This window comes from Streptomyces nanhaiensis (assembly GCF_046614825.1).
GTDB lineage: Bacteria > Actinomycetota > Actinomycetes > Streptomycetales > Streptomycetaceae > Streptomyces > Streptomyces radiopugnans.
Genome location: NZ_JBKJFM010000066.1, coordinates 17774 through 30665 on the forward strand (window position 1 = coordinate 17774; position 12892 = coordinate 30665).

Annotated in this window: 15 protein-coding genes; 2 read left to right on the forward strand and 13 right to left on the reverse strand. The window is 71.3% G+C overall.

Annotation, left to right across the window (positions count from 1 at the left end):
- Window positions 1–96: 96 nt before the first annotated feature.
- Window positions 97–246, forward strand: coding sequence for a hypothetical protein (locus tag ACLIYP_RS16100; protein WP_412713822.1), 150 nt, complete (start codon window positions 97–99; stop codon window positions 244–246).
- A gap of 214 nt (window positions 247–460) precedes the next feature.
- On the opposite strand, the gene ACLIYP_RS16105 is transcribed toward ACLIYP_RS16100, so the two are convergent.
- From ACLIYP_RS16105 to ACLIYP_RS16165, 13 genes are all read right to left on the reverse strand, one after another.
- Complete coding sequence (locus tag ACLIYP_RS16105) at window positions 461–838, reverse strand: SUKH-4 family immunity protein (RefSeq protein ID WP_412713823.1); 378 nt, start codon at window positions 836–838, stop codon at window positions 461–463.
- Between the two features lie 316 nt (window positions 839–1154).
- On the reverse strand, window positions 1155–1697 hold the full coding sequence (locus tag ACLIYP_RS16110) for an SUKH-4 family immunity protein (RefSeq protein WP_412713824.1): 543 nt from the start codon (window positions 1695–1697) through the stop codon (window positions 1155–1157).
- A gap of 18 nt (window positions 1698–1715) precedes the next feature.
- Window positions 1716–3269, reverse strand: a complete 1554-nt coding sequence (locus ACLIYP_RS16115) for a WXG100-like domain-containing protein (protein ID WP_412713825.1) — start codon at window positions 3267–3269, stop codon at window positions 1716–1718.
- 106 nt (window positions 3270–3375) lie between these two features.
- The gene (locus tag ACLIYP_RS16120) at window positions 3376–5142 is read right to left on the reverse strand and encodes a hypothetical protein (protein WP_412713826.1); all 1767 of its coding nucleotides are present in this window, start codon (window positions 5140–5142) and stop codon (window positions 3376–3378) included.
- A 7-nt stretch (window positions 5143–5149) separates the two neighbouring features.
- Window positions 5150–6025: an SUKH-4 family immunity protein gene (locus tag ACLIYP_RS16125; protein ID WP_412713827.1), complete on the reverse strand. Its 876-nt coding sequence runs from the start codon at window positions 6023–6025 to the stop codon at window positions 5150–5152.
- 269 nt (window positions 6026–6294) lie between these two features.
- Window positions 6295–6729: a VOC family protein gene (locus ACLIYP_RS16130; protein ID WP_412713828.1), complete on the reverse strand. Its 435-nt coding sequence runs from the start codon at window positions 6727–6729 to the stop codon at window positions 6295–6297.
- Window positions 6730–6947: 218 nt separating this feature from the next.
- Window positions 6948–7541 carry a Uma2 family endonuclease gene (locus ACLIYP_RS16135; RefSeq protein ID WP_412713829.1) on the reverse strand — a complete coding sequence of 198 codons (594 nt, stop codon included), beginning with the start codon at window positions 7539–7541 and terminating at the stop codon, window positions 6948–6950.
- A gap of 162 nt (window positions 7542–7703) precedes the next feature.
- A complete protein-coding gene (locus ACLIYP_RS16140) occupies window positions 7704–8207 on the reverse strand; it encodes a DUF3574 domain-containing protein (RefSeq protein ID WP_412713830.1) in 504 nt (167 codons plus the stop codon).
- Window positions 8204–9178: a hypothetical protein gene (locus tag ACLIYP_RS16145; protein ID WP_412713831.1), complete on the reverse strand. Its 975-nt coding sequence runs from the start codon at window positions 9176–9178 to the stop codon at window positions 8204–8206. Before ACLIYP_RS16145 ends, ACLIYP_RS16140 begins: the two co-directional genes overlap by 4 nt.
- Before the next feature lie 59 nt (window positions 9179–9237).
- A complete protein-coding gene (locus tag ACLIYP_RS16150; RefSeq protein ID WP_412713832.1) occupies window positions 9238–10461 on the reverse strand; it encodes an MAB_1171c family putative transporter in 1224 nt (407 codons plus the stop codon).
- Window positions 10458–11069, reverse strand: coding sequence for a hypothetical protein (locus tag ACLIYP_RS16155; protein WP_412713833.1), 612 nt, complete (start codon window positions 11067–11069; stop codon window positions 10458–10460). The genes ACLIYP_RS16150 and ACLIYP_RS16155 overlap by 4 nt, the downstream gene beginning before the upstream one ends.
- A gap of 171 nt (window positions 11070–11240) precedes the next feature.
- Complete coding sequence (locus tag ACLIYP_RS16160) at window positions 11241–11990, reverse strand: isocitrate lyase/PEP mutase family protein (RefSeq protein WP_412713834.1); 750 nt, start codon at window positions 11988–11990, stop codon at window positions 11241–11243.
- Complete coding sequence (locus ACLIYP_RS16165; RefSeq protein WP_412713835.1) at window positions 11987–12490, reverse strand: carboxymuconolactone decarboxylase family protein; 504 nt, start codon at window positions 12488–12490, stop codon at window positions 11987–11989. Before ACLIYP_RS16165 ends, ACLIYP_RS16160 begins: the two co-directional genes overlap by 4 nt.
- A 47-nt stretch (window positions 12491–12537) precedes the next feature.
- Between ACLIYP_RS16165 and ACLIYP_RS16170 the strand changes: the two genes are divergently transcribed.
- A partial coding sequence (locus tag ACLIYP_RS16170) for a GntR family transcriptional regulator (protein ID WP_412713836.1) occupies window positions 12538–12892 on the forward strand: 355 nt, incomplete at its 3' end.

A 12892-nucleotide genomic window follows, 5' to 3' on the forward strand; every position in this document is an offset into this window, starting at 1 on the left:
GGTGGGGAGGGGACGCCCTCCCCACCCGAGGCGGAGCGGGAGGCGAGGACGCATGTCCGAGCCGTCGGAGCAGTCGTACGCCGATAGATTGAGCACATGCCACGCAGGGGCGAGAGCATCGCCGTCGCCGGTTACAAGTCGATCAGGGCGACCGAGTTGATCCTGGGACCGATCACCGTCCTCGTCGGAATCGTCGCCGCTGGACGCGTGGACGGCGTGACGGGAAGCCGGAGTCCGGGTCTGTAGAAACTGGCCGCCCAGTTCTCGGCCAGGGGTGAGGCAGGTCAAGTGCGGTAGGACCATGATCGGCGTTCCCGCCTCGCTCGATCCGGTCGCCTGTCCGCCGTTCAGGAGCACCGAGGAATCCCACTACTGACCGGACGTCGTCCTCGACGAGGTGGGCGGCCTCCCTCGGCGGCCGCGCCGCCCGCCTGCCGGGGAGGCGGTACGGGAACCTCGGTCAGGTCCACATCCCCATGGCGATCTCGTCGAAGGCACCGCTCCACTCGCTGTCCTCATCTGCGAAGACCAGAGGGTCCCGCTCGTCGATGAAGTGCCGGATCTCCTCGGTCATCTCCTCGCGCTGCTCGTATGTGGCGGCTGCGGCGATGCCGGGAAGGGCCTTCTTCACCACGTAGACGGTGTAAGTCAGTGAGGAGACGTCCGAGTGCAGCGCGATGTGCTGCTCGGGGTCGCTCGGATAACCGTAGGAGCTGTGGACGGTGCCGGTCGCCGGATCCAGAAACAGGGTGGAGCCGGGTATGTTGCCCAGGGTGACCCATTTCAGTGTCCCCCGGAGCGCTCCTGGCCCTTCTCCGGCAACTCGTCCGGCCCCCACAGCAGGCAGTTTCCACCGGGTGCGGCGATCTCCGCCTTCGGCATGGACGGCAGCCCCACCGTGCACGGGAAATCCATGGCGGGACCGGGAAACCCGCCCTGCGCCGAACACGGTGACGAGTTCATCGTGCGTGACCGAGAACCTCAGTTCCCTCATCCGGCCCTACGTGTCTTCACGTCCACATCCCAGCGATGACCTCCTCGGACACCCCATGACACTGGCACGCCGGGGCGGCGAATGGAAGGGGGTCGGCTCTCGGTCCGCAGACGGGTGGCATTCACGACTGCTTCGAACCCCGTACGCCACCGGAGCAGAGCTACCAGATTCCGTCGCGGATCTCGTCGAGAATAAGGTTCCACTCGGAGTCTTCGTATTGGAATGGGGTTGAGTCGTGGGCGGTGACGCTTTCGCGAAAACGTTGAACCAGGAGAGCCACGTCTGTGTCGGCGGATCTAGCGTCGCGTAGCCTGCGGAATTGAATCATGCAGAATGCGAAGGATTCGATGTCGCGATGCAGTGGGTGACTCTCGATCTCGCCCTCGGCGTAAGCGTGAACTGCTCCTGAACGAGGATCCAGGACGATGAGCGCGGTGCGCAGGTACCCCAGCGCGAGCCAGTCTCTGCGTTCCTCGGGGCATTCCTGCTCGTCGAGCTCGAAAAGTGGGCCGAGTTCGATCGGATCAGGTTCCGGCTCGCCGACATCTGCGCGTGACGTGAAAATTTCGTCATGCGGCACTCCGATCGAGCTCAGGAAATTTTCTGTGCGAACTTCCAGGGCGCTCGTAGAGTATCGGGGAAAGTATACGACTCCAGTCAGTCCGTATGCCCTGACGAGGTCGTTTGGTGCAACTTCGGACACTGCGGGCAAAATCCCTTCCTAGCTCTTCCCGTGAGCCTTCTTTAGTCTGGCTATATATTCTTCGTGTTCATCGTTCTGCGTTCCCTTGTCGCTTTGGTCGTATCTGGCCGCGTAAGTGACGTCCAAGTCCGGGTTCGCAGGCTTGAAGAAATAGTCGAGCCATCTGTCGCATCTGGGTGATTTTTGACATGGTTCTCGTTCTGTGAATATCTCCTTGAGTCCTGATTCCATTCCCTTGTGCAGCAGGGGATGCCCGATGTTTCGCTCGGAGTGGTATTTGTTGTCGCTGTAGCCGACGAGAATGGATTCCCGGCCACTTTCCGGATCGATGTAGCGTCCGGCTGCGTAATTTCCGCCACCGTAGTCGTTGCGAGCTTTGCGGGCGAGTTGGGTGGCTTGCCCGAGTTCGTCTTCGGAGGGATCCACTCTACGGGAAGAGGCCGTCCCGGTGTGTCCCTTCTTGGTGTGCCACTTGCGCTGTTCGCTTCTGCTTTCCGGGCGCCATACCTTTCCGTTGTCCGTGATGTTGGCGAGGTTCGCCCTGTCGGTGGAGTCGAGTCCCTTGGGGTCAAGGGTGCCATTGGGCAGGAGCCGGTCCACTGAACCGTCCGAGTTCAGGATGTAGGTACGAACTTCGTCATCGTCGTCGTGGCGGCGGCAGTTGTCGAACTTTTCCTTGGTGTCCTTCTCGTTCTTGTCGTTGGAGCGCTTGGTCGTGTCCAGGCCGTCGACGTTCTTCTCGAGCTCCTTGCTCATCTTGTGCACGGAGAGCTCGACCTTGTCCTCGGCCTTGTCGACGGCGGCGCCGAACTTGGCGAAGCGGTCGTCCTTCTTGGAGACCAGGCTGCGCTTCTCGCGCTTGCCGGTGAAGCCGTCCTTCTTCTTCGTGAACCGGTCGTGCTCGTCGCCGAGTTCGGCGATGGCGTCCTCGAACTCCGCGAACTCGATCCACAGCTCCTGCCCCAGGGCGCCGGAGCCCTCCGGCAGCAGCTTGCCGTGCTTGTCGCGTCCACCCGAGCCCGTCCTGCCGTCGAAGAGGCCCTCGAGCAGTCCCAGGACCTCGCCCTCGATCTTCTCGACGGCCAGCTCGACGAGCTTGGAGACGAGGAGGTCGAGCGCCTCCTTGACGGCCTGCCGCAGCGCGGCCGCGGCCGCGGCGCCCAGCAGGGCGGTGAGTCCGCCGGTGAAGAAGGCGGCGATGACGCTGCCGGTGATGCTGGCGGCAGCCGTGGTGAGACTGCCGATGATGGAGAGCTTGCAGGTGGTGACATAACCGGCGCCGGAGTCCATGGCGTCGGCCAGCACGTCGACGGCCTTCGCCAGGTTCTTCATGTCCTGGCCTGAGACCTTGCCCCAGCGCTGCTTGAAGGCGTCGACCGCCTCGCCCTTGCTGCTGCCCGCGGTGACGTGGCTGCAGGCCCGGTTCGCCTTCCGGATGGTGTCGCGCAGTTCGTCGGCGAAGTCGCGGTACTCCTTCGCCGTGTCCCTGAGTTCGTCCTCGTCGATGTCCGGCCAGTCGATGCCGACCAGCTCCATGATGTCCCGGAGGTCCTCCGGGACCTGTATGCCCATGCGGCCGTCTCCCCCGTCCCCACCCCTCGGCCTGCCGATCGGCGGATGCATCGGCTTGTGCGAAAAGCCCAACAAGCTTATTCGACAGGCGTGTCGGGGTTCGAGGTCAATTGGAGGGGAGCCGGGGAGCAAGTGTGATGAGAGCTTCGTCCATGCCGATCGCCACCAGTGGGGCGTCACCGTCCCCGCCGAGGCAGCACACCGCGCGGACCGGAGGGCCGGGCCGGAAGGCGATCGCCGGTCCGCCGTCCAGGGGCTCGTACTCCACCAGACCGTCCGCCCAGGCCACCACCAGGGCACCCGGCGCGGCGCTCAGCGCGACGACGGGGACGGGCCGCTCACGCACCGGCGACGGCATGGGCTCCGCCCCCGGTCCCCACGCCCGTACACATCCGTCCAGCCCGCCCGAGTAGAGCAGCACCGGCCCGTCCGGGCCGAGGGGGAGCGCCGCGAGCGCCGTCACACGGCCCCGGTGCAGCGCCCGGGAGAGAGGGTCGGGGCAGGCGGTGTCCCGGGCGAGGACGTGGACGTGCCCCCGCTCGTCGCCGAAGGCGACACCGTCCGGTAGCGGGGCGGCGGTGGTGAGAGCGGCACCGACGGCCCCGGGGAGGGCGAAGACCGCGTCCCGCAGCGCCTTCCAGGGGTCGGCGTCCGGATCGACGAGGACCCGGATACGCAGGCCGGGAAGCGGCTCGGCCACCTCGCCGGCCGGCCGCACCCGCCCCCACTCGTCCAGCACGGCCACCGTTCCCTCCGGGAGGCAGAACACCGAGCGGACCCCGCCCGTCTCGTCGGCGGCCAGTCTGCCGCGTACGGTCCGGCGCTCCGGCTCCAGCACGCGCACGTCTGCGAGGTGGTCGGCGGCGAGCAGGGCGCCGCCGTGCTCGGCCCGCCCGGCGGCCAGGGCGGTGACGGGGCCGGGCCAGCCCCGTCCACCGTCGTCCCGGGTGAGGGAGCGCACCACCCGCCAGGGTTCGGGAGCGGCGAGGGCGGTCAGCTCGTTCCGCGTTCCCTCGTCGGCCTCGTCGGCTCCGTCGCCGAGCGCCGCCAGCAGGACGAGCGCCCGGGAGGAGGGGATCTGTTCACGGCAGAGGGACTGCCCGGCGAGCAGCCAGGCGCGCCCGAGTGCGCCGATGTGCTCCCCGTCCCGCTCGGCGTCCTCCAGGTACGCGGTGACCGAGTGCGGGTCGGCGAAGACCGCTGAGGAGGGAGTGAGAGCCGATGGGCGGAACGGCTCCCGTTCCTGTGCGGTGTTTCCCGGCACGAGGCCGGGCAAGGGGTACGCCTCCGCCGCGTCCGCGCCCGGCTTCCGCCCGGCCGCCCAGCGCGTGAAGCCGTCGCGGTCCGTCCAGCGCTCCTCCGCCAGATCCAGCACGGCGGGGTCGGCCACCGCGTCGAGCAGCGCGGCGGTGCACGGCTCACCGGTACGGGACTCGGCCAGCAGCCGGACGTGCGGGAGGCGCAGCAGCGGCAGCAGCACCTGCTCCACGACGGCCTCGGAACGGTGGGCCGCATGGAGGTCGGCGACGGCCAGGACCGTGCGCCGGGTGTCGGCGGCCACCGCCTCGACCAGTTCGCCCGGTGCCCGGGCGGCCACGCGCAGGTCGTCGGCGAGCAGCCAGGACGCTCCTCGCACACCCGCCCCAGCCAGCGGTGCCACCGCGTGGACGCGCCGGTCGCCGCCCTCGCCCGACCGGGTGCCGCCGTACCGGACCAGCCATGCCAGCAGATGGGATTTGCCCGCCCCCTCCGGGCCCGTCACCAGGCACAGCCGGGGAGCCCGCCCGTCGGTCAGCCAGCCCAGCAGGGCCGCGGCCGCCGGTTCGCGGCCCGCACCCGGACGCCGCAGACGTATGCCCGCCGTGTCCGCCATACCGCCCTCACCGCCGCCCGCGAGCCTGCTCGGCGGCATGGACGATCAGCTGCCTGAAGCCCTCCTCGCGGGACTCGGCGCTCTGCCCGTAGTCGAAGCTGTGGGTGAACTCCGCGTGCGGGAAGAGTTCTTGCATCCACACCGCGCAGTAGTGACCTGGCATCAGGCACGGCTCCAGCTCGCAGTAGACGCGCGTGACACGTCCGGGCGTGACGCCGGAGGAGGACAGCCGCTGCCAGATCCGCTCCTCCGGGTGGAGGCGTCCCGGGCCGGTCCGGTCGGTCACGATCTCCTTCTGCCCTCCGGCGGAAGTGAACTCGAAGGCGGCGGAGAACGGGAAGTTGAGAGTGTGGCGTACGTCGTCCAGCACCCTCGGCCACCAGCTCTCCCGCTCGGCGAAGGCCGCCGGATCCAGCTCCCGCAGCTCCGCGTTCAGCTCGCGGAAGACCGCGGCCGAGCCTTCCATGCCGTCGGCCGCCGCGATGCGCGGCAGCGCCAGGTCGAGGGCGGTCAGGGAGCGGTTGAGCACCTCCACACCGGTGTTGACGAACATGTCCGGTACGGCCTCGGAGAGGAACACGGCCTGCACGGCCCCGTCCGGCCGCACACACAGCTGTGCGCCGCGGTCGTCGGCCAGCCGCACCCAGCCCTCCAGTTCGGGCGGCGGCGCGTCCAGCCGGTGGTGGGACGCGTACACGCCCAGCCGCACGGCCTCGCTGACGGCCGAGGCCCGGAAGTACGGCCCCACCGCGACGGGGACGCCGGTCTCCTCCAGCGCCCGCGCGGTGTCAGCGGGCACCGTCGCGCCGTAGAGGGCCGCGGTGGAGAAACGACGCATGCCGTCGGCGCCGAAGTGCTCGCTGACCTGGTCACTTGCCGACACGTGCGCTCCCCGTGGCTGGTCGTCGGTGGCGGATCACCGAGCCTAGCGTCCGGTGCCGTCACCGGAAGCGGGAGCAGCCTGCCGGGGGATCGTGCCCCGCCCGCGGGGGCGGGGCGCCTGACGGGGGAGGACGCGTACGTGACCGGCAGGCGCCGGCGACCGGGGCCGGTGGCGGCCGTCGGGCCTCCCGGCTGCGTTGCCGTGGGTGAGGGCCGGCCGAAGCCCGGGCCCAGGGAGGCGGCTCCCTGCCTCGCCGCCTCGGAGGACGGTCAGTCGAGGCAGAACTCGTTGCCCTCGATGTCCTGCATCGTGATGCACGACTCGTTGACGCCATCGGCGCGCTGCGTCAGCACGTGTTTCGCGCCGAGAGCCATCAGCCGCGCGCACTCGGCCTCGAGCGCGGCCAGGCGCTCCTCGCCCACGAGACCGGTGCCGACCCGCACGTCGAGGTGCACCCGGTTCTTGGCGGTCTTGCCCTCGGGAACGCGCTGGAAGAACAGCCGCGGGCCCGCACCGGAGGGGTCGACGCAGGCGAACCACGAGTCCCGCTCCTCGGGCGACAGCGAGCCGCTGTAGTCGTCCCAGGTGGCGAACCCCTCCGGGGGCGGCGGTACGGCGTACCCCAGCACCTCGCACCAGAAGCGGGCGAGGCGCTCCGGTGCCGCGCAGTCGAAGGTGACCTGGACCTGTCTGACCGATGCCATCGGCCCACCGTAACAGGGGATTTCGCCGCCCGACATCGAATAAAGACGGGCGCGCTGGTGACTGCTTCCGTGGTTCCCCGCCGCGCCGTGCGGCAGCGGAGAACCGGTACCGATGCGCCCGAAAGGCCGCCCGCCGTGTAGGCCCCGGCTGCCGGAGCGGGCGGCGACCGTACGGGCACCGGAGCCGTCCGCGATGGGGACGGCGCCGGTACGCGGGGTCACTCCGGACGGAGGACCGAGGTGTCGATCTCCAGGCCGAACGGCTCGGGAAGCGTGAACTTCTCGCCGAACAGCACGCGGTGCTCCACCCGGTAGCGGCCGGAACCGTCCGGCTCGGCGAGCACCGTCGCGCTCCCCTCCCCGTCCAGCGGGTCCACCAGCAGGTAGAGCGGTACGCGCGACCGGCCGTAGCCCTGCGCCTTGTTCTTGCGGTCGCGCAGGACCGTGGACATCGAGGTGATCTCACCGACGAGCAGCACGTCCTCGGCAGGGACCTGCCACTCCCGGGCGTCGCGCAGCACGGCCGACTCGCACACCAGGAGATCGGGGACGTAGCGCTCGCCTGTCGCGGGGAGGGCGACGGTGGTGGTGTTGGTGACGGACCAGCCGCGTTCCCTGGAACGATGGGCGAGAAGGTAGTGCAGCTCGCTGTAGATCCAGTTGTGGTGGTTCGTGGGCGTCGGTGAGATGACGATCTCCCCCCCGATGAGCTCGGCTCGCTGACCCTCGGGCAGTTCGATCTGCGCGTAGGTCCGGAGCATGTCGTGCGACTCCTGGTCGGGCAGCGGCGCCGTCATCACGAGACCTCCCATGGTGGGCCCCCTCTCTGTGGCTGTGCACGTTCGTGCCGGACTGCCTGCCTCACGGGGGACGCCACCATCATGCGCCAGACAAGGGCATCGATGCCGGAACCCGCCCCCGCCGGGGCAACGATCCGGCGGGGGACGGGACACGGGCGGGGAGGCAGAGGAGGCTCAGAAGTCGGCGCGCACCTGCTCGTCCACCCGGCCGACGGACTCCAGCTCGTACATCTCGGTGTACCTGTCGCGGAGGTACTCGATGTCGGCGTCGCGGGCCTCGGCCTGCTCACGGGGGTAGAGCAGGATCAGTTCGTAGGAGCGCTCGCCGTTGATGGAGCCGGTCCTGTCGCGCCACTGGCCGTAGCCCTCCTGGAGGGTGAGGCCGTCGGGGAAGCGCGGGGTGACGTACTCGTCCAGGAAGTCCATGAACTGCTCCTCGGTGATCGGCGGCTCGCCGCCGTGGCGGCCGGTGCCGAAGAAGAGCTGGGTACGGACGAACGGCTTGGTGTAGGGGGACTGGTACGTCCCGGACACCTCGGCGCGGACGGCGGCGGGTCTGGCGTCCCGCTCCTGGAGCGTGCCGGCGAAGGCGGTGGAGGCGCCGGCCGCGCAGAGCAGGGCGGCCAGCAGGACGGCGAGGCGGGTGCGGCGGGCGGGACGGGAGGTGTGCGGTGTCATCGGGACTCCGGTGGTTGGGCGGGCGGGGAGTGGACTTCTCCTTCACCGGGCCGTTCGCGCGGGAGTTCCCGCGCGAGCAGCCCGGCCAGGTCTCGGGTGGTGCCGCGCAGTGCGCGGGGCACACGGCGGCCCTCCCCGACGGCGGCGACCGCCTGCCGCAGGGAGTTCAGGGCACGTACGGAGCCCATGCGGGGAGCGCTCTCGGCCAGGGCGGACAGCCAGGCGTCCGTGTCCCGCCACGCGCCCGCGCGCGCCAGGACGCGGGCGAGGTCGGCGGCGAACAGGGCGCGGTAGGCGGGGCCGCCGTCGGACGACACGGCCGCGTGGAGCAGGGCCGCGGCCCCCTCCGCGTCTCCCAGGTCGGCCAGGACGAGCCCGTGGTGGCCGTCGAGTTCCGCGCGGTCGAACCACCAGCTCCAGGCGGGGTCCCGCCCCGAGGGGCCGTCCGCGGACATCTCCCGGGCGGCGTCCATGGAGCGCAGTGCCCGCGCCCTGCTGCCGAGCTGGGCGTACGCGCGTGCCCGGCGCACGTGGAACAGGGCGGCCACCCGCGGCGGCAGGCACTTGCGGGCCAGGACGGAGGAGGAGGTGAGCAGGGACGCGCGGGGGCGCATGAGGTGGGCCTGCTGCATGCTCAGCACGGACAGCACCAGCAGTTCGAGTGAGCGCTCCTCCTCGGGCAGGCGGCGGGTCAGGGCGAGCGCCCGCCGGTTGAGGCGGTACGACGGCCCGTGCCGTTCGGCGTCGAACAGGACCCACGCGGCGACCTCGAAGAACTCCGCGAGGTCAGCGACGGCCGTCCCCGCCGTGCCGGCGGCCCCCAGCACATCGGCTGCCTCGGCCGCCTCGACCGCCCGCACCGACCGCACCGCCACGGGGGCCGCGTGGCGCGCCCCCAGCGTCCGGTCGAGCTCGAGGAGCTCGGCCGTCATGGCGCGGACGTCCGGGGGAGGGGGTGTGCGGGGTTCCATCGGTTTCCTGGCGGGATCGTTCCTGGCGTAGTCAGGGGGCAGGGGTCAGGGGCCGGGGATCAGGAGTGATCGCTTCCCTGCGGTGCGGCGGCCTGTGCGGCCGTCTGCGCGGCGGTGGCCCGCGAGGCGGCCGGCAGGGCGGCGGGGAGCCGGGCGAAGGCCCTGGCCACCTCGGACAGCCAGGCGACCTCCTGGGCGAAGTCGCCCGAGCCGCCGCGGCGTTCGGCCGGCGGGGGCGGCGCGGCGGGTAAGGAGGGCGGGGCGGCCGCCGGGTCCGCGGCCCGCGCGTCGAGGGCGGCCCTCAGCAGACGGGCCTCGTCGGCGGGGGAGCCCTGCTCCGCGTCGCGGGGCAGGTGCGGGCCCAGGGCGTGGTAGCCGTCGAGGATCTCGATGACGCGCCGGTGGAGCCGGTAGTCGAGGCCGGCCGGCGGGAGCAGGTCCAGCGGCCGCCTGGGCGGCGGTTCGAGCGCGATCGCCGGCACCGCCTCGTACAGGGCCCACCACAGGGGGCGCAGCCGCAGATAGGAGCGGTAGCCGCGCAGCCGGCCGGAGAGGGCGGGCCCCCAGGACGGCACCGTCCAGCCGAACACCTGAAGCAGCGCCCCCACGCTCCCGGCCAGCCAGTACGCCGGCTCCCAGGCGCTCATGTCGTGGCCGAGCTGGGTGCCGGCGATCTGGGTGTAGCGGATGGCGCAGTAGACCAGGATGAGCGAGGCGCCCGCGGTGACCGTCCACATGCCCGCGCGCAGCCAGGTGCGGCGGGCGATGCGCGCGTAGCGGTAGGACAGCCGTACGGCCCCGACCTGTCCCACCGCGCAGACGGTGATGTAGAGGAGCAGGTAACCCGCGTAGCCGGGGTCCTGCATGTTGCGCAGCAGGGTGCCCTCGGCGGAGGCGGTCTGCCGGTAGGGCTCCACGACGAAGAACAGCACGACCAGGACCGCCAGCGCGGCGGAGAACGCCAGTACGCGCCGTCTGGCCAGGACCGCCGCCCGCTCGGGCGGACGCGACCAGTGGACCAGTACGACCTGCTGGGCGGCCGTCAGCACGACCACCGCGGCCTGCGTCATGAGCGTGGTGAGGTTCGGGTAGCCGAACAGGCGGGAGACGTCGTCGCGCAGCCAGTTGAGGTCGATGAGGAAGCTGAGCCCGGAGCACAGGAAGTAGACCTCCAGGGCCCACAGGGCCGGGTCGCCTCTGCGCCGCAGGAGTTCGGGGAGCTTGTAGCAGAACGCGGCGAGCCCGACGAAGGCGCACAGGTGGGACAGGGCGTCGTAGATCATCCGCGGCCGACGACGCTTTCCACGCGGGCCATCACGGTGGCGTCCTCGGGCGGCAGGGCGTCGGCGTCCTCCGGTTCAGGGGCGGCCTTGCGGCGGGCGTGCGCCAGGATGAGCGACGCCATCATCTCGGCCTCCTGCTCGGCCCGGTCGTCGTAGGCGGAGCGCTTCAGCGACCTGCGGACGAGGTCCGGATCGGTGTCCGGGAAGAGGTGCGCCGGGACGGCCGGCCCGGGGAGCGCGCCGAAGTCGTGTTCGCAGATGATGTGGGAGAGCTCGTGGGCGATGATGTGCTCCTGGTGGGGCCTGCTGGTGTTCGCCCGGTAGACGATGACGTCGGTGTCCGGCAGGGCGAGCCACAGCCCGTGGAGCAGCGGCTCCTCGAGCTCCATGGGGACGAGGCGGATGGTGCGCCCGCGCTGTCGGCCCACCTGCTCGCAGACGGCCGTGATGCCCCCGGGGCCGGTGAGGTCCGCGGTGTCGGGGGTTTCCGCGGCGCCGTCCTGCCCGGAGGCGATGCCGATCTCGGCGAGGCGTCTTTCGCAGGCGCGCTGCATCTCCCGGAACCGGGCACGGCGGCGGCCTGGTAAACGCAGGGGGGACGCTGCCACCGTGTGTCCTTTCCGGCTCCGCACCGCGTCGCCTTCGGGGTCCTGGAGGGGACGGCGCCGTGGGACGGTCGGCGGGTGTCGGTTTTCGGCGCCTCCTGAGAGATCGTCACCAACCGCCGGAACATGCGCAACCCACTGCCGCGATCGAGCCGGGGCCGCCGTCAGGTTGGCTCAAATACGCCCCTGTCCGCCGTGCAGTCCGGTGGCCAGTTCCGCGACGGCGGTGGCGGCGCGGGCGTGGAGCGAGCCGCCGAAGGTCACGCGGGCGGCGCCCAGGGCGCCCAGTTCGGCGGGGGAGGGGGTGCCGGGGCGGCACAGGGCGTTGACCGGGGCGCCGATCTCCGCCGCCAGCACGGGCAGGTGGTCCGGGGGCGCGGCGATGGGGTAGACGCATTCCGCGCCCGCCGCCGCGTACAGCCGCCCGCGCTCCACCGCCGCCGCCAGCGGGTCGCCGGCACCGCGCAGATAGGTGTCGATCCGGGCGTTGACCAGCAGTTTTCCGCCCGCCGCCGCACACACCTCGGCCAGCCGCTCCGCCTGGCGCCCCGGCTCGGCCAACCCCCGTGCGGCCGGTCCGGAGTCCTCCAGGTTGCAGCCGACCGCCCCGGCCTCCAGCAGCCGCTCGGCGATCTCCCGCGGGGCGAGGCCGTAGCCCCGCTCGATGTCGGCGGTGACGGGTACGTCCACCGCGCGGACGATCCGGGCGACGGCCGCGAACATCTCGCCGGGCGGGGTGTCCTCGCCGTCGGCGTACCCCAGGGTGGCGGCCACCGCGCTGCTGGAGGTGGCCAGCGCGGGGAAGCCCGCGCCGGCGAAGGCGCGGGCGCTCACCGCGTCCCACACGTTGGGCAGTACCAGGGGCGCGTCGCCGTGGTGGAGGGCGCGGAAGGCCTCCACCGCGCCCGAGACGCGGCCGGTCACTCCGCTTCGCTCCCCTTGTCCTCCCTCAGGGAGGCCGGGACGGCGCGGGTGGCCACCTGGAAGCGGTTCCAGGCGTTGATGGAGACGATCTGCGAGATCAGATGGGCCAGTTCGGTCTCCTCGAAGTTCTTCGCCGCCCGCTCGTAGACCTCGTCCGGCACGTAGTGCCCCTGCGGTGTGCCGCCGTCCAGCCGGGTGACCGCCTCGGTGAGGGCGAGCGCGGCCTGCTCCTTGTCGGTGTAGAGGCCGTGGGCCTCCTCCCAGGCGTCGAGCAGGTCCAGCCTGAGCTGGGAGATGCCCAGCTTGCGGGCGTCGGCGAGGTGCATGTCGAGGCAGAAGGCGCACTTGTTGAGCTGCGAGGCGCGGATCTTGACCAGTTCGGCGATGACCGGGTCCAGCCCCTTCGACGCCGCGGCCTCGAAGGCGGCCATCCCCTTGTACACATCGGGGACGAGCTTCCACAGGTTCATGCGCGGACCGTGTTCGTGAACTGTCGTCATGGTGACGACCCTAGGCGGGCGGTAGCCCAGGGGTATGGTCCACTTCCATGCGGAATCCCTGGGCCATTTCGGGTGGAGGTTCGGACGGGAGTTCGGGCGGTAGGCCGGAGGGCGGCTCGAACGGCGGTACGGGGGGCGGTTCGGCCGGCGGTGCCGGTGGTGCCGGCGGCGACCTCCATCTGGACCTCGGCGGGCCGGGCGGGTTGCGCGCCTCCCTGATGCGCGCCCTGCGCGACGCCGTCCGCACCGGCCGCCTCGCCCCCGGCACCCGGCTGCCCTCCTCCCGCTCGCTCGCCGCCGACCTGGGGGTGGCCCGCAACACCGTGGCCGACGCGTACGCCGAACTCGTCGCCGAGGGCTGGCTGACGGCCCGCCAGGGGTCGGGCACCCGCGTCGCCGCCC

Coding starts and splice junctions, on each gene's coding strand:
- ACLIYP_RS16115 (WP_412713825.1), bottom strand. CDS start 3,269: ATGGGCATACAGGTCCCGGAGGACCTCCGGGACATCATGGAGCTGGTC.
- ACLIYP_RS16100 (WP_412713822.1), top strand. CDS start 97: ATGCCACGCAGGGGCGAGAGCATCGCCGTCGCCGGTTACAAGTCGATC.
- ACLIYP_RS16150 (WP_412713832.1), bottom strand. CDS start 10,461: ATGATCTACGACGCCCTGTCCCACCTGTGCGCCTTCGTCGGGCTCGCC.
- ACLIYP_RS16165 (WP_412713835.1), bottom strand. CDS start 12,490: ATGACGACAGTTCACGAACACGGTCCGCGCATGAACCTGTGGAAGCTC.
- ACLIYP_RS16135 (WP_412713829.1), bottom strand. CDS start 7,541: ATGGGAGGTCTCGTGATGACGGCGCCGCTGCCCGACCAGGAGTCGCAC.
- ACLIYP_RS16130 (WP_412713828.1), bottom strand. CDS start 6,729: ATGGCATCGGTCAGACAGGTCCAGGTCACCTTCGACTGCGCGGCACCG.
- ACLIYP_RS16140 (WP_412713830.1), bottom strand. CDS start 8,207: ATGACACCGCACACCTCCCGTCCCGCCCGCCGCACCCGCCTCGCCGTC.
- ACLIYP_RS16120 (WP_412713826.1), bottom strand. CDS start 5,142: ATGGCGGACACGGCGGGCATACGTCTGCGGCGTCCGGGTGCGGGCCGC.
- ACLIYP_RS16145 (WP_412713831.1), bottom strand. CDS start 9,178: ATGGAACCCCGCACACCCCCTCCCCCGGACGTCCGCGCCATGACGGCC.